This window comes from Desulfuromonas sp. KJ2020, assembly GCF_024197615.1.
Lineage (GTDB): Bacteria > Desulfobacterota > Desulfuromonadia > Desulfuromonadales > SZUA-540 > SZUA-540.
Map to the genome: position 1 here is coordinate 43,884 of NZ_JAKUKE010000003.1, position 21,899 is coordinate 65,782.

The window sequence follows — 21,899 nt, forward strand, 5'->3', positions numbered from 1 at the left end:
CGAAGGAGCTGCCATGATTAAAATGGCTATCGCCAAAGTAGTCGAGCACCAGGATCTCACCATGGGAGAGATGGTGGACGTGATGGATCAGATTATGTCGGGAGGAGCGACCCCGGCTCAGATCGGATCTTTTATCACCGCCCTGCGCATGAAGGGGGAGACGGTTGATGAAATCACTGGTGCGGCCAAAGTCATGCGGGAGCGGGCGACGCCGATCCGGGTTGGGCGCAACGTCCTGGATATTGACCGCGATGATATCAATATTGATCAGGAAACCATCCTGGATGTGGTGGGTACTGGTGGAGACTGTACCAATACCTTCAATATCTCGACCACCGTTTCCTTTGTCGTTTCCGCTTGTGGTGTTAAGGTGGCGAAACACGGGAATCGTTCCGTTTCGTCGGCCTGCGGCAGTGCCGATGTCCTGGAGGCCCTCGGTGTCAACCTCGACGTCACTCCGGATGTCGTCGAACGCTGTGTTAATGAAATCGGTGTCGGCTTTCTTTTTGCTCCGGCGCTTCATGGGGCCATGAAATACGCCATCGGTCCCCGGAAAGAGATCGGCATTCGGACCATCTTCAATATTCTTGGACCCTTGACCAATCCGGCGAAAGCCGACTGTCAGGTCATGGGGGTTTACCGCGAGGATATGGTCGAGACCCTGGGCTGGGTGTTGCATAAACTGGGCTGCCGACGTGGCTTTGTTGTTCATGGCCTCGATGGCATGGATGAGATCACTCTGACCGATGCGACTGTTGTGGCTACGGTAGACGAGAGCGGTGTGCAGGTGAAGCGCATCACGCCGGAGGAATTCGGGCTGACACGCTGTGCCATGGAAGATCTCCGCGGCGGCAATGCCCAAGGCAATGCCAAGATTGTACGAGCCGTTCTCTCCGGCGAAAAAGGACCCAAACGGGACATCGTTCTGCTCAACGCCGCCTACGCCCTGTGTGCTGCCGGCAAGGTTGAAAAGCCTGTCGAAGGTCTGGCCATGGCGGCCGCCGCCATTGACTCGGGGCAGGCCTTGCAGCAGCTGGATAAATTGGTCAAAATGGCCCAGTAGCCTGGAAAAAGCTCATGTTCTGGACGACCGCCGTCCTCGGGAAGAATTCATGACCGCTACCCCCGATATTCTGAAAAAAATTGTCGACCGCAAACGTGAAGAGGTGGCGGCAGCCAAAAGCCAATTCCCTTTGGAACGCCTGCTGGACCGACTCTCTCTGGTCGAAGACACGCCCCGCGGCTTTGCGCAGGCGCTGGGCGTCATGGCGGAGTCGGGCGGTACGGCCATAATCGCCGAAATAAAGAAGGCCTCGCCCTCCAAGGGGATAATCCGAGCTGATTTCGACCCCCTGGAGATTGCGGAAGTTTATCAGGAGCACGGAGCAACCTGTCTTTCTGTTCTTACGGAGTCGGCATTTTTCCAGGGACATCTCCATTATCTCGGTCTGGTTCGGGAAGCGGTCAGCTTGCCCCTGCTGCGCAAGGACTTCATCTTCGACCCCTATCAGATCTACGAGGCACGGGCCTATGGCGCCGATGCCATCCTCCTGATCGCGGCGATGCTCGACGTACCCAAATTGCAGGAGTTTACCGCCCTGGCGGCTGAACTGCAGCTCGACGTCCTGCTGGAAGTTCATGATGAAGCAGAGCTGGAACGGGCTCTGCAGACCGACTGCAGGCTTATCGGCATCAACAACCGCTCGCTGCATACCTTTGTCACCGACCTGGCAACCACGGAGCGGCTGCGGCCCCTGGTGCCGACGGAACGCCTGGTGGTGTCGGAAAGCGGTATCAACAGTCGTGGTGACGTCGAACGCCTGCTGCGGGCAGGAGCAGGTGCTTTTTTGGTGGGAGAATCGCTCATGCGCGAGACGGACATGGGCGGCAAACTAGAGGAACTTTTGGGATAACCGTCGGCTGTCCGACGAATCTGTTTTCTGTTCAGACGCAACAGGGAGGCATGATCCTGTGACTGCCCTGTGATTTCAAGGAGATATCATGCAGACCAAGATTCTTCTTCCTGAAGATCGCATTCCGAAGCAGTGGTACAACATTATTCCGGACATGCCGGGTCCGCTGGCGCCGGTGATTCATCCGGGCACCATGCAACCCGTGGCCCCGGATGATCTGCTACCCATCTTTCCCATGGCTCTGATTGAGCAGGAGGTTTCCAGTCAGCGCTGGATTGATATTCCGGAAGCGGTGCGTGAAATCTACCAGATCTGGCGCCCGGCGCCGATGTTCCGTGCCCATCGCCTGGAAAAAGCGCTCGGTACGCCGGCCCGCATTTACTACAAATACGAAGGGGGCTCCCCCGCCGGTTCCCACAAGCCGAACAGTGCCGTGCCTCAGGCCTACTACAACAAAATGGCTGGAACCCGCCGCATTGCCACGGAGACGGGGGCGGGGCAGTGGGGCTCTTCCATCTCCCTGGCCTGCCAGATGTTCGGGCTTGAATGTACGGTTTATATGGTTAAGGTTTCCTACGCCCAGAAGCCTTACCGCAAGAGCATGATGCAGCTCTGGGGGGCCGAGGTCATCCCTTCTCCCTCAGACCGCACCAACGCCGGCCGCGAGATCCTGGCCAAGGACCCGGACAGCAACGGCTCCCTCGGCATGGCTATCAGTGAGGCGGTGGAGGATGCCGTCACCCATGAAGATACCCGCTATGCTCTGGGCAGTGTCCTCAATCATGTGTGCCTGCACCAGACCATCATCGGTATTGAGGCTAAAGAACAGTTGGCCATGGTGGGGGACTATCCTGACGTCGTCATCGGCTGCCATGGCGGGGGCTCCAACTTTGCCGGCATCGCTTTCCCCTTCGTCGCCGACAAGGCCAATGGCAAGGATGTGCGCGTGGTGGCGGTGGAACCGGCGAGTTGTCCCACCCTCACCAGCGGTGTCTATGCCTTTGACTATGGGGATACCGCCAAGATGGCTCCGGTCGCTAAGATGTACACTCTGGGACATGATTTCATGCCGCCGGGCATCCATGCCGGTGGGCTGCGCTACCATGGGGCCTCGCCGCTGGTATCCCAACTGGTGCATGCCGGTATCGTCGATGCCAGAGCCGTACCCCAACTGGCCTGTTTTGAAGCGGCCGTTCTCTTCTCCCGTACCGAGGGGATTATTCCCGCCCCCGAGTCGAGTCACGCCATCCGCGGCGCTGTCGACGAAGCGCTGCAGGCCAAGGAGGAAGGCAAGGAGAAGACCATCCTCTTCAACCTTTCCGGCCATGGCCACGTCGATATGGCCGCCTACGACGCCTACTTTTCCGGTGAACTCAAGGATTATGATTATCCTGAAGAAAGCATTAAGGCGTCTTTGGCCAATCTGCCGAAGGTCGACTAGGTGAGTGGGGAACCCATAGACGCACAGGTTCGAGTTAAAGTCTGCGGCATCACGTGCATAGAAGATGCGCTGATGGCTGCGCGATGCGGCGCCGATGCCTTGGGTTTTGTTTTTTATGCGGGCAGTCCCCGTTGTGTGCGTCCCCAGGATGTGAAGCGGATCGTGGCGGCGCTGCCACCGTTTGTCACCACGGTGGGACTCTTTGTCAATGAAGACTCCTCTTACGTGGCTGAAATCCTCGATATCTGCGGTCTGGATGTCGCCCAGCTTCATGGCGATGAAGCTCCGGCTGATTGTGTCCTGCCGCCGCATCGCGTGATCAAGGCTTTCAGGGTGCAGGATCAAGGCAGCCTGTCCACCCTGCCAGCCTATGAGGTTTCGGCTTTTCTGCTCGACTCCTACGTCGCCGGCAGCTATGGCGGTACCGGACATCGTTTCAACTGGGACATCGCCGCCGAGGCGGCTTCACGTTATCCCGTGATTCTGGCCGGCGGGTTGACGCCGGAGAATGTGGCTGACGCCGTCGAACGTGTGCGGCCTTACGCTGTGGATGTCTCCAGTGGTGTCGAGAGCTCACCGGGCCGCAAGGACCCGAACAAGGTGGCCGCCTTTGTGCGCAGCGCCAAAAAAAGGACGTATTGACCCATGTACAATTTCCCTGATGAGCGAGGCCACTTTGGACAGTTCGGTGGCCGTTACGTCGCTGAAACCTTGATGCCCGCTCTGCTCGAGTTGGAAGAGGCCTATCGACAGGCCCTGGCCGACCCCTCCTTTCAACAAGAGTTCGCGTATTATCTGCAGCACTACGTCGGGCGACCCAGCCCCCTTTACTTCGCCAGCCGCCTGACGGAACATCTCGGTGGCGCCAAAATCTATCTCAAGCGTGAGGACCTCAATCACACCGGCGCCCACAAGGTGAACAATACCGTCGGACAGGCGCTGCTGGCGCGTCGCATGGGCAAGAAGAAGGTTATTGCAGAAACGGGGGCGGGTCAGCACGGTGTGGCGACAGCTACGGTCGCTGCCTTGTTCGGACTGGAGTGCGAAGTTTTCATGGGGACGGAGGATATCCGCCGGCAGGCCCTGAATGTCTTCCGCATGAAACTGCTCGGGGCCAAGGTGCATGGGGTGACCAGTGGCACGGCGACCCTCAAGGATGCCATGAACGATGCCCTGCGCCATTGGGTTACCCATGTCCGCGACACCTTTTATATCATCGGAACCGTGGCGGGCCCTCACCCTTACCCTCAGATCGTGCGTGATTTTCAGGCGGTCATCGGGCGGGAAACCCGTGAACAGATCATGGCCGCCGAAGGACGCCTGCCCGATATTGCCGTTGCCTGCATCGGGGGCGGTTCCAACGCCATGGGCCTGTTTTATCCCTTTGTCGAGGACAGAGAGGTGCGCCTGGTCGGTGTGGAGGCAGCTGGGTTGGGCGTCGATACGGACAAGCATGCCGCCAGTATCTCTGCGGGCAGCGTCGGCGTGCTCCACGGCAACAAAACCTTCTTGCTGCAGGATGACCATGGCCAGATTCAGCACGCCCACTCCATTTCCGCCGGCCTGGATTATCCAGGAGTGGGACCGGAACACGCCCATCTGCATGCCCTGGGCCGTGCCGAGTATGTTTCCATCACGGACCAGGAGGCTCTCGAATCGTTCCGTCTTCTGACGGAATTGGAAGGGATTATCCCCGCTCTTGAAAGCTCCCATGCTATCGCCCAGGTAGTGAAAATGGCGCCGAGCCTGCCCAGGGAGGCCCTCATCGTGGTCTGCCTCTCGGGACGTGGCGACAAAGATATCCATACGGTAGCCGAGGCCATGGGAGTCGAACTCTAGATTGCCATAAGGAAAACCATGAAATTTACCGAGCTCAACCTGCCGGAACCTGTACTCAAAGGCATTGAGGATGTCGGCTTTACCGAACTGACCGCTGTCCAGGAAGAATCCATTCCCCTGGCCCTGGCGGGCAACGATGTTGCCGGCCAGGCGCAGACCGGCACCGGCAAGACGGCCGCCTTTCTGATTTCTCTCTTTACCCGCCTGCTTCAGAATGAAAAGCGCACGGGCAACAACCCCCGCGCCCTTATTCTCGCACCCACCCGCGAATTGGTCGTGCAGATCTGGGAGGATGCCAAAGCCCTCGGCGCACATTGCCCTTTCGTTCTGCAGCCTATTTTCGGCGGCGTGGATTACGACAAGCAGCGGCAGGCCCTCAAGGATGGCGTCGATATCATTATCGCCACCCCGGGCCGTCTTATCGACTATGCGAAACAGCGAGTCTTTTCCCTGCGCCAAGTTGAAGCCCTGGTCATCGACGAGGCCGATCGCATGTTCGACATGGGCTTCATCAAGGATCTGCGCTACATTTTGCGCCAGTTGCCTCCCTTTGAAAAACGGCAGACATTTCTGTTCTCCGCCACGCTGTCGCCGCGAGTCATGGAATTGGCCTATGAATTCATGAACCTGGCGGAAAAGGTGCGCATCGAGCCGGAGCAGGTCACCGCCGAACGGGTGGAGCAAATTGTCTATCATGTGGCCCAGCGCGAGAAGTTTCCTCTCCTGCTTGGCCTGCTGAAAAAAGAAGCTGCGGCTGACCGGGTCGTCGTTTTCGTCAACACCAAGCGTGAAGCGGAATTTCTGGCCGCCCGCCTCAAGGCCAACGATTTCAAGGCCGCCGTGATTTCCGGTGATATCCCGCAGAACAAGCGGATGCGCATTCTCAAGGACTTCAAGGAAGATCGTCTCAATTTCCTGGTGGCGACGGATGTGGCCTCCCGCGGTCTGCACATTGATGGTGTCACCCACGTCATCAATTATGATCTGCCGCAGGATGCGGAAGACTACGTGCATCGCATCGGTCGCACGGCACGGGCGGGGGCAGTGGGTAAGGCCATCAGCTTTGCCGATGAGGAACTCGTCTACCATCTAGCTGAAATCGAGGAATACATCGGCCATAAAGTTCCCAGCGATTTTCCCGTCGAGGCCGATTTTGTCTGGGATTACAAAAAGGCTCCTCCGCGCAAAAAAGCCCCGGTGCCGGAACGATCCGCCAGGTCCGGCAAGTCGGAGCGGCCGCGTCACGCTCCCCGCCGCCGCAAGAGAAAGCCGGGGGACAAGGGCGCTCCCCCTAAGGGGTGATGGGGACTATGCACCCAATCGCAGAGTGCGGCAGTCTATTCTGGAGTCTCGGGACTTTTGGTCAGAGAGTGGCGATATGCTAGGGGAGCAGATGCGTGGGTTGCTGACCTGTACCCGTTGCGATCGACTCCGGCGCTGCATGGACGAGCTGCCGCCCAAAAAGGGTTATGACCGCGCCGACTACTGGAATCGCCCGGTGCCGGGATTTGGTGATCCGCGGGCCCGGGTTTTTCTGGTGGGGCTGGCCCCGGGCGCGCACGGCGCCAATCGGACGGGACGACCTTTTACGGGGGATGGCGCCGGCGATTTTATGTACCCATTGCTGCACCAGGCCGGTTTCGCCAACCAGGACGAGGCTACTCATCGCGACGACGGGCTGGCCTTGCATGATCTCTACATCAGCAATGCCGTCAAATGTCTGCCTCCGCAGAACAAACCGACCGCCGACGAGTTTGCCTGCTGCCGCCCTTATCTGGCTGAGGAGCTGACCTCGCTGCCGTGCCTCAAGGTTGTCATCCTGCTGGGGCAGGGGGCTTTTGTCAGCTTTCTCAAACATCTGGTGGAAGAGGGTGTTGTCGACCGTGCTTCCCGTTACCCCTTTGCCCATGGCGCCGTTTACCGGCCCGAGGGAGCACCTGTGCTGGTGGCCAGTTACCACACCAGCCGCTATAATGTGCAAACGGGCCGCATAACCAGCGACATGTTTCTCCAGTTGCTGAGTCGGGTTCGGGAGCTGGTTGCGGGAGAAAACGGTTGAAATGGAATCGGCGTTCGATTAGACTGACGGAATTTAATCTGGCTAAAAGGATGACCATGGGGCGGATCGAAGCGACCTTTGCGCAACTGAAAGAGAAGGGGGAGCGGGCCTTGGTTCCCTTCCTGACGGCAGGCGACCCTGATCTTGCCCGAACGGAAGAGTTGATCCATGCCCTGGTGGACGCCGGTGCCGATATTATCGAACTGGGCGTACCTTTTTCCGATCCCATGGCCGACGGCCCGACCATTCAGGCCTCCTCCGAACGGGCTCTAGCCGCCGGTACGACTCTGGCGGGAATACTGGAGTCGGTCCGGCACGTGCGGCAGCACACCAATATTCCTATTGTGTTGATGGGCTATTACAATCAGGTGTTTCGCTACGGTCCCGAACGGTTTTGCGCCGATGCGGCCAAGGCGGGAGTCGATGGCCTTCTCCTAGTCGATCTGCCTCCCGAAGAGGCGGAAGAGATCGGTGAAGCTCTTCAGACCTCCGGCCTGCACCTGATCACCCTGCTGGCGCCGACAACACCCAGCGACCGGGCCATGAGGCTGGCGGCGGCGGCAGAAGGATACCTGTATTACGTGTCCATGACCGGGGTGACGGGAAGCAGGACTATTGACGCAGCCGCTATTGCTGAGAATGTCGCCGAGCTGAAGGCAAAGAGCCCCGTTCCCATCGCCGTTGGTTTCGGTATCGCGACTCCGGATGACGCCAAGGCGGTGGCAGGCTTCGCGGATGCCGTCGTGGTTGGCAGCGCCCTGGTCCGCGTGATAGAGGCCTACGGGGAGTCCCCTGAGCTGGTGTCGAGAGTGCGGGAATTTGTCAGGGCGCTCAAAGAAGGTGTTCGGTTCGGATATACGGCTTAATACAAGGTGAAGCTGGGTTAGTGAAGAGCGCAAGAGCGCTCCGCCGTTTTGCGGACTGCGCTTCGGCTCAGGCCTCAGTCAGATGACAGAGCCTGTACGTCATGGCGCCCTATTCGCAGGGGAAGGCAATTGCCGGTCCCTGGAGAAATGAGGAAACGAGATGTCCTGGTTTAAAAAATCGAAAGCGCCCATTGCGCCGGTTGAAACGAAAAAAGTTAAGATGCCCGAAGGCGTCTGGAGCAAATGCAAAAACTGTAATGAGATTATCTATACCAAGGAGATTGAGCGCAATCTCAATGTCTGCCCGAAGTGCGACTATCACTTTCGCATCAGTGCCCGTGAGAGGATCGCGCTGACCCTCGACGAGGGCTCTTTTGTCGAAATGGATGCCGCCATGGAGTCCGTCGACTTTCTCGACTTCAAGGATTCCAAAAAATACAAGGATCGAATTAAGGCGGCCGTCAAGAAGAGCGGTGGCGGCGACGCGGTCGTCTGCGGAGAGGGAACCATCGAGGGGCTGGCCGTGGTTGTGGCTGTCTTCGATTTTGGTTTCATGGGCGGTAGCATGGGCTCCGTGGTCGGTGAAAAGATCACCCGGGCGATTGAAAAGGGCCTGGAGAACAGAGCTCCGGTGATCGTTTTTTCCTCTTCCGGTGGTGCCCGCATGCAGGAGAGTATTCTCTCCCTCATGCAGATGGCCAAAACCAGTGCGGCGCTGGCTAAACTCAAGGCAGCCGGCATTCCCTTTGTTTCGGTGCTGACCGATCCCACCACCGGTGGCGTCACGGCCAGTTTCGCCATGCTGGGGGATATCAATATGGCCGAACCGCGGGCCCTCATCGGCTTTGCTGGACCCCGTGTCATCGAGCAGACGATCCGGCAGAAACTCCCCGAAGGTTTCCAGCGCTCCGAATACCTGCTGGAGCATGGTATGGTCGACATGATCGTCCGCCGCCAGGAAATGAAGGCGAGGCTTGGCCAGATTTTACGTATTTTCACCAAGAGCTGACCGGTGCACTACGGCGAGAGCCTTGATTACCTGTACGGCCTCCAACGGTTTGGTATCAAACTCGGCCTCGAGAATATAAAAAACCTGCTGGATGCGTTGCACCATCCCGAAAAGGCCTACGCTGTCATTCATGTGGCTGGCACCAACGGTAAAGGTTCGGTTTCGGCCGCTCTGGCGGAAATTCTTCGGCAGGCCGGCTACAAAACAGGCCTTTACACCTCCCCTCATCTGCACTCCTTCACTGAGCGCATCCAGGTGGACCGTTGCCCTATCTCGGAAGCCGATGTCTGTGCGCTGACCAAAGAGATCAGGGCTTCTTCCGGCTCTGTTCCAGCGACCTTCTTCGAATTCACCACGGCGCTGGCGCTCCTTTATTTTGCCCGGCAAAAAGTCGACTTTGTCCTGCTGGAAACCGGAATGGGCGGCCGTTTGGATGCAACCAACGCGGTTACGCCGCAACTTGCGCTCATTACTCCGATCAGTTTTGACCATATCGAGCATCTCGGTAGGGACCTCGCCGCCATCGCCGGCGAGAAAGCCGGCATTCTCAAAGAAAAGGTGCCGGTGGTCATCGGTGTCCAGGATGACAGCGCCCTGGAGGTACTTCTGGCACAGGCCAGTCAAAAGAACTGCCCCACTTGGGTGGCGGGGGTCGACTATACCGTTATCCCACGAGGGGGGCGATTTACCTTTGCCGCCCAAGGGATCTGTCTGGAGAATGTGAAGCCGGCCTTGCCCGGCCGTCATCAGATGCACAATATGGGGCAGGCTCTGGCTGGTGCCCTGGCCCTGCGCGAGCAGGGGGTGGCCCTGCCCGAAGAAGCCCTTCGGCGCGGGGTCGAGAACGTGCGCTGGCCTGGGCGCTTGGAATGGTGGGGGGGCGGGGATTTCCTCCTGCTGGATGGTGCCCACAACGCTGCCGGCGCTGAGGTGCTGGCTGAATATCTCACCTCGCTACGGCCTGCAGGTGTTCGCTGGGTGTTCGGGATGAAGGCCGGTCGAAATCCTGCCGATCTTCTCTCGCCGTTGCTCCCCCTGGTAAAAGAGGTCTATTGCGCCCCCCCTCCGGTCGAAGAAGCCGTTGCAGTTCAGGATCTCTGTGAGGCTGTCGCCCGGCACGAGGTTCCTTGCTCGGCCTGGCTTTCCCCCGCGGAGGCACTGGCTGCAGCGCTGGCGCAGAGGACTCCTGAGGAAATCGTTTTGGTGGCCGGTTCGCTCTATTTGGTGGCGGCCGCCCGTGAACACCTGCAGCAGCAGGATGAAAAAGGCCTGTGATGCGTTCCTATTGCCGATATGCCCTGACTTTTTGTGTTGCCCTGCTCGCTTTTGTTTTGGCAGGGGGAGAATCCGGTGCGGCCGATAGCCTGCCGGCTGAGACCGTCCACCTGCAGGCCGATGCCATGAGCTACGACAGAAGCAGTGGTGCCTATCGGGCCGACGGCGATGTGCTGCTGCGACGGGGGAATCTGACCTTGCAGAGCGAGTCGCTCGTGTGGGACTCCCTGAGTGGTCATGTCTCTGCTGAAGGGAACGTGCACTTGGAGGAGCCGCAGGGAACCCTCGATGGGGAGCGGCTGCGGATGAACATCGATTCGGGCGTCGGAGTCGTGGAAGAGGCGAGGGTCTTTCTGCGTAAAGACAATTTTTATCTCACCGGGGATTTCGTCGAGAAGACCGGGGAGCAGTCCTACCGTATCCGGCGAGGAACCTTCACCACCTGCGACGGCGAGACCCCCTCCTGGAAATTCGGGGCCAGCGACCTCAAGGTGACTCTTGGCGGCTTTGCCCGCGGCAAGCACGTGGTCTTCTACCTCCATGACCTGCCCGTCCTCTATCTTCCCTACATCGTCTACCCCGTGCAGACGGAGCGTTCCTCCGGGTTTTTGATGCCGGGCGTCGGTTATTCCGATAAAAAAGGCCTCCAGATCAGCCTCGCGTACTACCAGGTTATCGCGCGCAACCAGGATGCCACCTTCTATCTGGATTACCTCGCCCGCATGGGGTTGGGTAAGGGACTGGAGTATCGCTACATTTTCGGGCAGGAAAACGAAGGCCAGATGCGAGGCTATCACATCAGCAGCTACGACGAGTCAGATGACCGTTACGCGCTGGAGTGGAATCATTATGGTTTCCTGCCCGGTCGCGTGCGTCTGGCCGCCGATGTCGAATACGTTAGCAGCCGGGATTACTTTGAGGACTTCGGTGACATCGCCGGCGAATACAACAAGGATCAAACCAAATCGACCGTCTATCTCAGCCGAAACTGGGGAAAAACGAATGCCACGGCGCAGTTGCAGTACATTCAGGTCATCGACCGGGATGATGACCGTGTACTGCAGCGCCTGCCTGAGATCCGGGTGGATGTGATCCGCCAGCGCGTAGGAGGCACCCCTTTCTATGTGCAGCTCGATAGTTCGTCCAACTATTTCTGGCGCAAAGAGGGGCTCAAGGGGGAACGCCTTGATCTGCGGCCGGTGGTGGCCGCCGCTTTCCGCCCCTGGGGTGTTTTTGACTTTTCGCCGGAGCTGGCCTACCGGCAGCGATTCTACTGGACTTCCGACAGTGAAGAACAAGAGGGTCTGCCCGAAGTTGCCGCCCGCCTCTCCACCCGCCTGAGCCGGGTGTTTTCGGCAGAATGGGGGGCTTGGCGAAAAATCCGACACAGCCTCGAGCCTGAAATCCTCTACCGCTATGTTCCCGATGAAGACCAGAGCCACTTGCCCTATTTTGATAGAGATGACCGCCTCTGGGAAAAGAATCACCTGGTCTTCGGACTGACCAATCGCTGGACAGCCCGAAGGGAAAAAACGACAGACCGGGCGGATTATCTCGAATTCCTCTATCTGCGTCTGTCCCAGGCGTATGACATTGAGGAGGCCCGTCGCGATCTCGAGCCCGAAGATTCCTCTCGCCATCCCTTCTCGCCTCTGCGTGGTGAGCTCATCCTGCGTCCGTCCCGCTATGCCACGCTCGATCTTGACGCCTCCTACGACTTTGACTCGGACCAGCGGGATCTTGTGCGTTTCAATGCGCGGGGGACTATAAAAGACCAGCGGGAAAATGCCCTGTCCATTGAGTACCGGCAGGCCAAGGAAGATGCAGGCAGCGCTGAGCTCGAATATCTTGGCGGCACTCTGGCTACCGGTTTGTTGGCGCCGGTCCACCTGCGCTACGAGCACCGGCGTGATCTGCTGGAAGGGCAGACCCTGGAGAATATGGTCGATGCGGAATATCGCTCACAGTGCTGGAGCCTTTTTCTTACCTACCGGGATCGTCTGGACGAATCCGAGATCATGCTCTCTTTTTCCATGTCCGGCTTGGGGCGTTTTGGCGGCTTCAGTCGTGACCTGGAATCTCCAAACTGAACCTTTCCTCTCTAACCTGTTTGTCGACAAGAACCGGCCTGGCCGGTTTTTTTATTATTTAAATAAAACACATTGACTTGTTCTAATTATATGCTAATTAAGATAGGCCGATTAAAGGATCGGTCACACGGTCAAGCCTGGCCTGCCTGATTTGGGGCGGAAAGGAGGGGGGGATACGGTCGGCCTGCCGTGTGCTATCACCACTTCATTAAGGAGAAAATTAAATGAGGAACGTCTTTGTTGTTTGTGTTATGGTACTGTCACTCTTTTTGGTTACGTCAACAGGGTACAGCAAGCCTCTGCAGGGAGGGGATACGGCCGCCGCCGTCGCCGTGGTAAACATCAATCAGGCTACCGTGGCAGAATTGCAGCGCTTGCCTGATGTGGGTCAGGTGACGGCAGAGCGGATCGTGGCCTATCGGACAGAGAAAGGGCCTTTCCGTTCTTCCGACGAACTGGTCAAGGTCAAGGGTATTGGCCAGAAGAAGCTGGAAAAACTGAAAGACTATATCGTCGTCGAGTAATGACGAGATTTGTGTCGGTGCCTGTCGGCTTGTGCCGGCGGGCACCGATGTTCCATTGCACATTCAGGCTCGGGTATGTCAGATTCCGATTCGGTAAAAACGAAATCCTCCACTTCCTCTATTCCTCTATGGTCTCTACTTTTTCTGATTCTCCTTCTGGGTGTGGCTGTTTTCGGCGAGAACGGCGTTTTGCGCGCCATGCAGGCCAAGACGCAAAGCGCTGCCTTGGCGGAAGATATACGCCGTCTGGAAGAGGAGAATGCGGCCCTTCGAAGGGAGATAGAGGCCCTGCGCTCGGATCGTAAATACCTCGAAGGCATTGCCCGGAAGGACTTGGGAATGGTCAAGGACGACGAACTTGTCTACCAGTTTCCCGCTGAAGAGAAAAAAGGTCTTCCTGCCGCTTCCCCCCCGGTTTCCTCCCCTTGATGGTCCCTTCCACGCTTTCCTGGTCACGCCATCTGGCGTGCTACCTCTCTTCTGGATGATATGTGCTCGCCTGTCGTGGGATTCCTTGACAGGAATCCCTGCCTGGCGCTAACATAATCCTCTTTTTGCAAGAGAGGAGACCTGTCGGCGTATGTCCAGGGATGTCCAGAAAATCTGCCCTCTTTGTGCCTGGCGGGAAAGCTGTGCCAAGCGATTTGCCATGGGCGGCGATGTCACGCTTCATTGCCCCGATTTTACTGAGGATGTGCAACTGCAGAGGAAATCCGCAATCAATGAGGCTGATTCAGCCAAAACACAGGAAAGAGAATAGCTGGTCATGAAAGAACGGTTAGCGAAACACATCAAGGATGCCCTGGCCGATTGTTACGCCAAGGGGACCCTGGCCTCGGGGCTCTACCCCGATTTTACCGTGGAAGTTCCCGCTCATGCCGAACATGGCGATTATGCGACGAATGCGGCCATGCTCCTGGCCCGGGCAGAAAAGAAGGCTCCGCGTCAGATTGCCGAGATCCTGCTGGCGTCATTGGGTGATGGCGGCGAACTGTGGCACAAGGTGACCGTGGCCGGGCCCGGATTTATCAACTTCTTTTTGACCAATCGCTGCTGGTATGGGGTGCTCGACGATATCTATCGCCATGGCCGGAGCTATGGGGAGAGTCCGGCCGGGGCCGGCAAAAAAGTCCAGGTGGAATTTGTCAGTGCCAATCCGACCGGTCCTCTGCATATCGGCCATGGACGGGGTGCCGCTACAGGTGATGCCGTGGCCTCTCTGCTTAAGGCGACCGGTTATGACGTGCAGCGCGAATACTATATCAACGATGCCGGCAACCAGATGAACACGCTGGGGCGCTCCCTCTATCTACGCTATCGGCAGTTGCTGGGCGAAGAGGTTGATTTCCCTCAGGACTGCTATCAGGGCGATTACATTCGCGATCTGGCCCAAGAGGTTCTTGCCGCCAAGGGTGAAAGTTACTTGCGGGGTTCGGAAGAAGAGGCCGTCCGTGCCTTTGCCGAATATGGCGGCCAAAAGATCCTGGCCGGTATCGATGCTGATCTGCAGGCTTTTGGCGTGCATTTCGACAACTGGTACAGCGAGCAGGGGTTGTACGACCGCGGCCAGGTGGAGCAGGGGGTCGCCCTGTTGCAGGAAAAAGGCTACGCCTACGAAAAGGATGAGGCCATCTGGTTTCGCACTACCGACTTCGGCGACGACAAAGACCGTGTCATGGTGCGTTCCAATGGTGCCACCACCTATTTCGCCTCCGACGTCGCTTACCACAAGGAGAAGTTTGAGCGGGGATTCGACCAGGTCATCGATGTCTGGGGGGCGGATCACCATGGCTATATTCCCCGGATGAAGGCCGTCGTGCAGGCTTTGGGGCGGAATCCCGACGATCTGCAGGTTCTGCTCGTCCAGCTGGTTAATCTGTTGCGAGGCGGTCAGCAGGTGGCTATGAGTACCCGCTCCGGTGAATTCGTGACGCTGCGCGAAGTTGTCGATGAGGTTGGCAAGGACGCCTGTCGCTATTTTTTTCTGATGCGACGTTCGGACAGTCAGCTTGATTTCGATCTGGAGCTGGCCAAGCAGCAAAGTACCGAAAATCCTGTTTATTATGTGCAATACGCCCATGCGCGCGTCTGCAGCATCAACCGCAATGCCGAAACCCAGGGGGTCAAAGTGCCCGCTATCGGCGAAGTCGACTTCGATCGCCTGAGCCTGGAGGAAGAGCTGGCTTTGGCCAAGTTGCTGGCCCGCTATCCTGAAATCGTGCTGGGGGCGGCCCGGCACCACGAACCCCACCGCATCACCTTTTATCTGCAGGAGCTGGCTGCCCAGTTTCATAGCTATTACAACCGACAGCGCATTCTGGTTGAGGATGTGGAGACCAGCAAGGCGCGACTCTATCTGGCCAACAGTGTCCGTATCGTCTTTGCCAATGCCTTGAACCTGCTCGGTGTTTCGGCGCCGGAGCAGATGTAAGCGGGAGGGGATGATGCGCCAGGTCCCTTCACGTTCCCAGCGGCGGATTGAAAAGAAGCAGGCTGTCATTCTGCTGATCCTCATGCTCGCCGTGTCGCTGGTCAGTTTTGTCCTCGGGTTCATGGTGGGGCGTGCCACGGCGCCGACGGAGTCTTCTGTCCTGCTGGAGGCGCCCCTGCGCGTGCCGGTGGATAAAAAGGGCGAGGCTGCTTTGGAGGGAGAGGTTGAAGAAGAGGGGCGACCGGTCGACGTGGCCGAGAGCCTGACTTTTTATGAAACCCTGCCGATGGCCGGGCAGTCGCCGCTGGGGAGCGGAATCAACCTTCCTCCCGCCGCCAAGACACCGCCTTCTTCTCAAGAACCCGTAGCCAGTGTCCGGACTCCGAAAAAGGTATCGACCGAGGCGCAGAAAACCTCGCCGGCAGTCGCCCCCAAGAGCCATCCGGCCGGAACCCACGTGGTGCAGGTGGCTTCTTTTCGTTCCGTGGACGAGGCGGAGCGCCTCAAGGGACGTCTCGAAGCCACAGGGTACGCTGTTTTTCTCGAAAAAGGGGATCTGGGCAGCAAGGGAATCTGGTATCGTGTGCTGGTTGGTCCTTTTGCCGGCGAGGCGGACGCGAGGCATGTTGTTGAGCGCCTGAAAAAGGAGGAACACTTGTCGGCGCTGGTGAGAAGACGTTGATATAAGCGACTTTCTGTGCCCTGTTGTCTGCCTGAAAAAGAGGGGGGAAAAGGCTGAAAAAAAATCTTGACTTTACATTCCGTTCTGGCTAAATTGCCATCTCCCTGGCGCGGGGTGGAGCAGTCTGGTAGCTCGTCGGGCTCATAACCCGAAGGTCGGAGGTTCAAATCCTTCCCCCGCAACCAAGAACAGATCTCCCGGAGGCCGGGAGTCACCATAGACGAAAAGTTTGGCGGTGTAGCTCAGTTGGTTAGAGCATGCGGCTCATATCCGCAGTGTCCGGAGTTCGAATCTCTGCACCGCCACCATCCCCAGACCCTCCCCGGCTTTCCGGGGAGGGTTTTTTTTATCGAGGCATCATGCTCGCAGAGGTTGAAAGAACGCTACGGGTCTCCTGTCGTGTCAGTCCTGGCAGCAAGCTTCTGGTGGCTGTCTCGGGTGGAGGCGATTCTATCGCGCTGCTGGCTTTGCTCCGTGAACTGGCGGAGAACTATCCCCTGACGCTTGAAGCAGCCCATTTCGATCATCAGATGCGAACCACCAGCGCGGTCGATGCCGAATTCGTGCGGAATATCTGCCGACAGTTGAACGTTCCTCTGAGGGTCGGCTCTGAAAATGTCCCTGCCCTGGCTTCTCAGCGAGGGCGTGGACTCGAAGAGGCGGCTCGGCATGCACGACGAGCCTTCCTCGAAAAATCGGCGACTGATTTGGGCTGCGATGCGGTAGCCCTTGGTCACCATCAAGAGGATCAGGCCGAAACCTTTCTTCACCGGCTGATCCGTGGCAGTGGTCTGTCCGGTTTGGCTGCCATGCGTTTCCGCTCCGGGCTTTATGTGCGGCCTCTGCTCAATCTGCCGTCAGTCCGGCTAAGGGGCTACCTGCAGGCACGCGGTCTCTCCTGTGTAGAGGATGAGAGTAATGCCGATCGGCGTTTTACGCGCAATCGGATTCGCCATGAACTCGTGCCGCTGCTGCAGACCTTTAATCCCCAGATTGTTCCCCAACTCAATGCTTTGATCTCACGTATCGCCTGTGAAGAGGATTTTTGGCAACAGGAGACCCTCAGGGCCTTTACTGCCTCCGGAACCGCGTCGAAGGGCGAAGTGTGCTTTGAACGCTCCACTCTTCTCTCTCTGCATCCCGCCTTGAGGATGCGTGTGCTGCGCCACGGCTTGATCCTTGTGCGTGGCCAGGTACACGGCGTCGTTGCGGTGCACCTGGAGGCAATCGATGCCCAACTCCAGTCTCCCGTGCCCCAGTCCGACCTTGCTTTTGGCGGGGTCTGGTCCTGTCGGCGCTATGATCGGTTCTTTTTGCGCCGGGAGCCGTTTTTGACTGCGGACTCCTATGCGGTCGAAATCGATGGCCCAGGTATTTTTGCCCTTCCCCGTGGTCGTGAACTTAAGGTTTCTTTGATCTCCCGATCCGGTGGGGAGGGGCGCCAGGCCGTTGAGTTTGATGCGGGGAAAGTGTCCTTCCCTCTTCGGGTTCGTACCTTCCGAAAGGGGGATCGCTTCCAACCTTCGGGGATGGCTGGGCATAAGAAAGTGAAGGATTTCTTTGTTGATGAAAAGATCCCCCGGGAAGAACGTCAGCGCATCCCTCTGGTTGAATGGGAAGGGCAAATTCTCTGGATAGCAGGCTGGCGGCGTTGTGCCGGTTTAGCGCCCGGCCAAGACGGCGGAACGGTTCTGCGGTTGGAAGTTTCCCCGTCTGATCCGTCGCCCGGAAACGGTGGATAAACCCTGACAAGCGGCTTGTGAAATCGCAGGGTTTGTGGTACTTTTTCTCAATTTCAGCCGGCTTTTCACGCCCCTTGTTCCGGAGGGGTGATTAAAAAAAGAAAATTTAGGGGGTAAAGTGAATCAATTTTATAAAAATATTGCACTCTGGCTGGTCATCTCTCTGGTGATGATCCTCCTCTTCAATATGATGACCCAAAAGGGTGCCGAGCAAAAGGCCATCAGCTATACGGCCTTTCTGGCGGCTGTTGAAGAAGGACAGGTTCAGGAAGTTACCGTCCAGGGGTCGAATATCGAGGGCAAGTACAAGGATGATACCTCTTTCAAGTCTTTTGCACCCAACGATCCCGAACTGATCCCGGCTCTGCGCGAGAAGGGCGTAGTCATACAGGCCAAGCCTGAGGGTGATCGCAGTTTCTGGTTTACACTGCTGGTCTCATGGGGCCCCATTCTGCTGCTCATCGGGGTGTGGATTTTCTTCATGCGGCAAATGCAGTCCGGTGGCGGCAAGGCGATGAGCTTTGGCAAGAGCCGGGCCAAGCTGCTCTCCGAGACCCAGGCGGTGGTAACGTTCAGTGACGTGGCCGGCATCGACGAAGCCAAGGACGAGCTTGAAGAGATCGTTTCTTACCTGAAGGATCCCAAGAAGTTTTCCCGCCTCGGGGGCAAAATTCCCAAAGGCGTCCTGCTGGTGGGTTCGCCCGGTACGGGTAAAACCCTGCTGGCCCGCGCCATTGCCGGAGAGGCTGGCGTTCCCTTCTTCTCCATTTCCGGTTCCGATTTCGTCGAGATGTTTGTCGGAGTGGGAGCCAGCCGGGTGCGCGATCTTTTTGTGCAGGGCAAGAAAAATGCCCCTTGCATTATCTTCATCGATGAAATTGACGCCGTCGGTCGCCATCGCGGCGCCGGTCTTGGCGGGGGGCACGACGAGCGTGAACAGACCCTCAACCAGCTGCTCGTTGAAATGGATGGCTTTGAGTCGAATGAAGGTGTCATCCTTATTGCCGCCACAAACCGGCCTGATGTCCTCGACCCCGCTCTTCTGCGGCCCGGCCGCTTCGATCGGCAGGTGGTGGTGCCTCGTCCCGATGTAAAGGGTCGCACTAAAATTCTCCAGGTGCATGCGCGCAAAGTGCCCTTGAGCAAGGATGTAAATCTTGAGGTGGTCGCCAAGGGGACCCCCGGATTTTCGGGAGCAGACCTGGCTAACCTGGTCAACGAGGCCGCGCTGCTCGCCGCCCGGGCCGACAAGAACGAAGTCACCATGGAGGATGTCGAAGCGGCCAAGGACAAGGTTCTCATGGGCGCCGAACGTCGATCCATGGTGATTACCGAAGACGAAAAGAAGGTGACGGCCTACCATGAAGCCGGTCATGCCCTGGTGGCACTCTTCATTCCCGGCGCCGATCCCGTGCACAAGGTGTCCATCATCCCGCGCGGAAGAGCCATGGGCGTCACCATGTATCTTCCTGAGGTGGAAAAGTACAACGAGACCCGCGACGGCCTCTACACTCGGATATGCACCCTGATGGGTGGTCGTGTGGCTGAAGAGGTCATGTTCAACAGCATTACCAGCGGCGCCAGCAACGACATCGAACGCGCCACCGCCATCGCCCGCAAGATGGTATGCGAGTGGGGGATGAGCGACAAACTCGGTCCTTTGGCTTTCGGAGAAAAGGAGGGCGAAGTTTTTCTGGGCCGCGACATGGGGCACGTGAAGAACTACAGTGAAGCTACCGCGATTGAAATCGACAGTGAAATCCGCCGCATCGTGCAGGAGAACTACGATCGTACCCGGGAGATTCTCAAGACGAACAAGGAGGCTCTCGTGAAAGTCGCCGAGGCCCTGTTGGAGCGAGAAAACCTTGACGGCAGTGAAATTCAGGAGATGGTCTTCGGTAAAAAGGTCGAAGAGGCGGCTGAAGAGGCTGGCGGAACAATTTCACCCGGAGAGGGCTCCTGCGTGGAGACGGCTTCCGAGAAAGATGCTTGATGCGCTTTTTGCCGCGTCTCCTGCAGATCACCGATGAAGAGACCGCCCGGGTCGAGATTCAACGCATAGGTGCCGATCCCGCCGGTGTAGAAAAAATGGCCGGCAAAATGGTGCCGGCGCTGGTAAAGATCTCAACTATCCCCTGCCGCTGTGCCAATATCCTCAAGCAGGAGATGCTGGCCGTAGGAGGGGATGCGGCCGTTGCCCGTGGCAGCGTGGCCTGCACCATCGACCATACGGATGTCATCCTGATCGGCACGCGTAAACAGCTGAGCCTCCTTGGGCGTCGCCTTGGCGCTCAACCTTTCGGGCTGGCCGGGTTGGGAGTAGAGATCGGCGCCTTGCTTCGCGATATGGAAAGCGTGCCCTCCCGGCTCAATGGGCGACATGGCTTTTTGGACCTCTCGCGGCCGGCCATCATGGGGATATTGAACGTTACGCCGGATTCCTTTTCCGATGGGGGGCGCTATCAGGGTTTTGATGACGCTTTGCGACGAGTCGAGACCCTGGTTGCCGAAGGCGCCGATCTGATCGACGTCGGCGGTGAAAGTACCCGCCCCGGGGCGAAAGCCGTGGAGAGCGGGACAGAGATTGACAGGGTGGTGCCGGTCATTGAGGCGATCAAACAACGCTTCGATATTCTGCTCTCGGTCGACACGACCAAAAGCGAGGTTGCGGCCGCTTCCCTCGACGCCGGGGGACATTTTGTCAACGACATCAGCGGCATGCAGTTCGACTCCCGCATGGCTGCAACGGTGGCTTCACGCGGAGGCGGGGTTTTTGTCATGCACACCCGCGGCCGTCCCGACGCCATGCAGCAGGATACCCGCTACCAGGATCTGCTCGGAGAGGTTATTGCCTATCTCCGCCAGTGTCTTGAGCGGGGACGGGCGGCCGGCATTCCTGAAAGCCATATGGCGGTGGATCCTGGCGTCGGCTTTGCCAAGGATCTTGACGGCAATCTCGAGCTTATCAGACGACTGGGGGAACTACGCTCCCTCGGTCGACCTATTCTCCTCGGCACCTCCAGAAAAGGATTCATCGGAAAAGTCCTTGATGAACCGAATCCGGAGGCACGGGTGATGGGGACCATGGCGACGGTCGCCTTGGGGGTGCAACAGGGTGCTACCCTGTTTCGCGTCCACGACGTCAGGGCTGCCCGGCAGACGGCCGATATGGCATGGGCCATCTGCAAACCAAGAGGTGATGTTATAAACAAATAGAATCAAGGCCGGTGTTCTTTATGGGCGACATGTTGGAAGGATTTAAAAATTTCAGGTGGTTGCTGGACCTGCTCGATATCGTCCTCGTTGCCTATATCATCTACCGGATTATTCTGCTCATCAAAGGGACGCGGGCCGTGCAGATGCTGCTTGGTCTCGCCGTCATCCTTCTTGTCTATGTCGCCTCCCAGATCGGGGGCCTCTATACGCTGCACTGGCTGCTCGACAACTTCCTGTCTTCCATCATTCTGGTGATTGTCGTCATTTTCCAGAATGATATCCGCCGTGCCCTGATTCACGTCGGTCGCAACCCCTTCTTCGCCGATCTGTCCTACAAGGAAGAGACGGAGGTCATGGAAGAGTTGATCAAGGCGACTCTCAACCTGGCCAACCGTCGTATTGGCGCGCTCATCGTGATCGAGCGGGAAACCGGACTGAAAGATTTTCTCGAAGTCGGCGTGGAGATCGACGCCAAAGTCTCCAGTGATCTGATTACTTCCATTTTTCTCCCCTATTCGCCCATTCATGACGGCGCCCTGGTCATCCAGCAGGGGAGGCTGAAACGGGCAGGCTGTTTTCTACCCCTGTCCCAGAATCCCGATATCAGCAAGACACTCGGAACGCGTCATCGGGCGGCTATCGGTTTGACGGAACTGGTGGACGCCGTGGCGATCGTGGTCTCGGAGGAGACCGGCAAGATTTCTGTCGTCGTCGGCGGCCGGATTACCCGCGACCTCGACTCAACCGCCCTGAAGAGGGTTCTCAAGCGACTGCTTGAGCCCAAAACAAACAAGAAGAAGAGCTGATGGCAT

19 protein-coding genes and 2 tRNA genes are annotated in these 21,899 nt (G+C 57.9%); all 21 read left to right on the forward strand.

Annotated elements, in window-relative coordinates; all coding sequences use genetic code 11:
* Positions 1–13: 13 nt before the first annotated feature.
* The 21 genes from trpD (at position 14) to cdaA (ending at position 21,893) form a co-directional block, all read left to right on the forward strand.
* Complete coding sequence (gene trpD / locus MJO47_RS08540; protein ID WP_253960712.1) at positions 14–1,063, forward strand: anthranilate phosphoribosyltransferase; 1,050 nt, start codon at positions 14–16, stop codon at positions 1,061–1,063.
* Positions 1,064–1,112: 49 nt separating this feature from the next.
* Complete coding sequence (gene trpC, locus MJO47_RS08545) at positions 1,113–1,913, forward strand: indole-3-glycerol phosphate synthase TrpC (protein ID WP_253960713.1); 801 nt, start codon at positions 1,113–1,115, stop codon at positions 1,911–1,913.
* Between the two features lie 88 nt (positions 1,914–2,001).
* Positions 2,002–3,354: a TrpB-like pyridoxal phosphate-dependent enzyme gene (locus MJO47_RS08550; protein ID WP_253960714.1), complete on the forward strand. Its 1,353-nt coding sequence runs from the start codon at positions 2,002–2,004 to the stop codon at positions 3,352–3,354.
* Between the two features lie 15 nt (positions 3,355–3,369).
* Entirely contained in the window at positions 3,370–3,996 is a 627-nt protein-coding gene (locus MJO47_RS08555; RefSeq protein WP_371926689.1) for a phosphoribosylanthranilate isomerase, read from the forward strand.
* 3 nt (positions 3,997–3,999) lie between these two features.
* Complete coding sequence (trpB, locus tag MJO47_RS08560; RefSeq protein WP_253960716.1) at positions 4,000–5,193, forward strand: tryptophan synthase subunit beta; 1,194 nt, start codon at positions 4,000–4,002, stop codon at positions 5,191–5,193.
* A gap of 18 nt (positions 5,194–5,211) precedes the next feature.
* Entirely contained in the window at positions 5,212–6,495 is a 1,284-nt protein-coding gene (locus MJO47_RS08565) for a DEAD/DEAH box helicase (protein WP_253960717.1), read from the forward strand.
* Positions 6,496–6,586: 91 nt separating this feature from the next.
* The gene (locus MJO47_RS08570) at positions 6,587–7,252 is read left to right on the forward strand and encodes a uracil-DNA glycosylase (RefSeq protein ID WP_253960718.1); all 666 of its coding nucleotides are present in this window, start codon (positions 6,587–6,589) and stop codon (positions 7,250–7,252) included.
* Positions 7,253–7,308: 56 nt separating this feature from the next.
* Entirely contained in the window at positions 7,309–8,118 is an 810-nt protein-coding gene (gene trpA, locus MJO47_RS08575) for a tryptophan synthase subunit alpha (RefSeq protein ID WP_253961857.1), read from the forward strand.
* 160 nt (positions 8,119–8,278) lie between these two features.
* Complete coding sequence (gene accD / locus MJO47_RS08580) at positions 8,279–9,127, forward strand: acetyl-CoA carboxylase, carboxyltransferase subunit beta (protein ID WP_253960719.1); 849 nt, start codon at positions 8,279–8,281, stop codon at positions 9,125–9,127.
* Between the two features lie 3 nt (positions 9,128–9,130).
* Positions 9,131–10,402: a Mur ligase family protein gene (locus MJO47_RS08585; protein WP_253960720.1), complete on the forward strand. Its 1,272-nt coding sequence runs from the start codon at positions 9,131–9,133 to the stop codon at positions 10,400–10,402.
* On the forward strand, positions 10,402–12,492 hold the full coding sequence (locus MJO47_RS08590; RefSeq protein ID WP_253961858.1) for an LPS-assembly protein LptD: 2,091 nt from the start codon (positions 10,402–10,404) through the stop codon (positions 12,490–12,492). Before MJO47_RS08585 ends, MJO47_RS08590 begins: the two co-directional genes overlap by 1 nt.
* A 224-nt stretch (positions 12,493–12,716) precedes the next feature.
* Entirely contained in the window at positions 12,717–13,016 is a 300-nt protein-coding gene (locus tag MJO47_RS08595) for a helix-hairpin-helix domain-containing protein (protein ID WP_253960721.1), read from the forward strand.
* A gap of 75 nt (positions 13,017–13,091) precedes the next feature.
* Positions 13,092–13,445 carry a septum formation initiator family protein gene (locus tag MJO47_RS08600; RefSeq protein ID WP_253960722.1) on the forward strand — a complete coding sequence of 118 codons (354 nt, stop codon included), beginning with the start codon at positions 13,092–13,094 and terminating at the stop codon, positions 13,443–13,445.
* A 337-nt stretch (positions 13,446–13,782) separates the two neighbouring features.
* Complete coding sequence (gene argS, locus MJO47_RS08605) at positions 13,783–15,447, forward strand: arginine--tRNA ligase (protein ID WP_253960723.1); 1,665 nt, start codon at positions 13,783–13,785, stop codon at positions 15,445–15,447.
* Between the two features lie 10 nt (positions 15,448–15,457).
* On the forward strand, positions 15,458–16,129 hold the full coding sequence (locus MJO47_RS08610) for an SPOR domain-containing protein (protein WP_253960724.1): 672 nt from the start codon (positions 15,458–15,460) through the stop codon (positions 16,127–16,129).
* 108 nt (positions 16,130–16,237) lie between these two features.
* A tRNA-Met gene (locus MJO47_RS08615) sits at positions 16,238–16,314 on the forward strand.
* Positions 16,315–16,360: 46 nt separating this feature from the next.
* Positions 16,361–16,437: transfer RNA gene (locus MJO47_RS08620), tRNA-Met, on the forward strand.
* Between the two features lie 51 nt (positions 16,438–16,488).
* Positions 16,489–17,871 (forward strand): tRNA lysidine(34) synthetase TilS, encoded by a 1,383-nt coding sequence (gene tilS / locus MJO47_RS08625; RefSeq protein ID WP_253960725.1) that lies wholly within the window; start codon positions 16,489–16,491, stop codon positions 17,869–17,871.
* 118 nt (positions 17,872–17,989) lie between these two features.
* Positions 17,990–19,864, forward strand: coding sequence for an ATP-dependent zinc metalloprotease FtsH (gene ftsH, locus MJO47_RS08630; protein ID WP_371926658.1), 1,875 nt, complete (start codon positions 17,990–17,992; stop codon positions 19,862–19,864).
* Positions 19,864–21,087 carry a dihydropteroate synthase gene (folP, locus tag MJO47_RS08635; protein ID WP_253960726.1) on the forward strand — a complete coding sequence of 408 codons (1,224 nt, stop codon included), beginning with the start codon at positions 19,864–19,866 and terminating at the stop codon, positions 21,085–21,087. Before ftsH ends, folP begins: the two co-directional genes overlap by 1 nt.
* 29 nt (positions 21,088–21,116) lie before the next feature.
* The gene (gene cdaA / locus MJO47_RS08640; protein ID WP_253961860.1) at positions 21,117–21,893 is read left to right on the forward strand and encodes a diadenylate cyclase CdaA; all 777 of its coding nucleotides are present in this window, start codon (positions 21,117–21,119) and stop codon (positions 21,891–21,893) included.
* Positions 21,894–21,899: the final 6 nt, after the last annotated feature.

What these genes read in the sequence shown, in the direction of transcription:
- trpC (WP_253960713.1), top strand. Translation starts at nt 1,113, where the DNA reads ATGACCGCTACCCCCGATATTCTGAAAAAAATTGTCGACCGCAAACGT.
- MJO47_RS08610 (WP_253960724.1), top strand. Translation starts at nt 15,458, where the DNA reads ATGATGCGCCAGGTCCCTTCACGTTCCCAGCGGCGGATTGAAAAGAAG.
- trpD (WP_253960712.1), top strand. Translation starts at nt 14, where the DNA reads ATGATTAAAATGGCTATCGCCAAAGTAGTCGAGCACCAGGATCTCACC.
- MJO47_RS08570 (WP_253960718.1), top strand. Translation starts at nt 6,587, where the DNA reads ATGCGTGGGTTGCTGACCTGTACCCGTTGCGATCGACTCCGGCGCTGC.
- trpB (WP_253960716.1), top strand. Translation starts at nt 4,000, where the DNA reads ATGTACAATTTCCCTGATGAGCGAGGCCACTTTGGACAGTTCGGTGGC.
- MJO47_RS08565 (WP_253960717.1), top strand. Translation starts at nt 5,212, where the DNA reads ATGAAATTTACCGAGCTCAACCTGCCGGAACCTGTACTCAAAGGCATT.
- tilS (WP_253960725.1), top strand. Translation starts at nt 16,489, where the DNA reads ATGCTCGCAGAGGTTGAAAGAACGCTACGGGTCTCCTGTCGTGTCAGT.
- argS (WP_253960723.1), top strand. Translation starts at nt 13,783, where the DNA reads ATGAAAGAACGGTTAGCGAAACACATCAAGGATGCCCTGGCCGATTGT.
- accD (WP_253960719.1), top strand. Translation starts at nt 8,279, where the DNA reads ATGTCCTGGTTTAAAAAATCGAAAGCGCCCATTGCGCCGGTTGAAACG.
- MJO47_RS08600 (WP_253960722.1), top strand. Translation starts at nt 13,092, where the DNA reads ATGTCAGATTCCGATTCGGTAAAAACGAAATCCTCCACTTCCTCTATT.
- folP (WP_253960726.1), top strand. Translation starts at nt 19,864, where the DNA reads ATGCGCTTTTTGCCGCGTCTCCTGCAGATCACCGATGAAGAGACCGCC.
- MJO47_RS08590 (WP_253961858.1), top strand. Translation starts at nt 10,402, where the DNA reads ATGCGTTCCTATTGCCGATATGCCCTGACTTTTTGTGTTGCCCTGCTC.
- cdaA (WP_253961860.1), top strand. Translation starts at nt 21,117, where the DNA reads ATGTTGGAAGGATTTAAAAATTTCAGGTGGTTGCTGGACCTGCTCGAT.
- MJO47_RS08550 (WP_253960714.1), top strand. Translation starts at nt 2,002, where the DNA reads ATGCAGACCAAGATTCTTCTTCCTGAAGATCGCATTCCGAAGCAGTGG.
- MJO47_RS08595 (WP_253960721.1), top strand. Translation starts at nt 12,717, where the DNA reads ATGAGGAACGTCTTTGTTGTTTGTGTTATGGTACTGTCACTCTTTTTG.
- trpA (WP_253961857.1), top strand. Translation starts at nt 7,309, where the DNA reads ATGGGGCGGATCGAAGCGACCTTTGCGCAACTGAAAGAGAAGGGGGAG.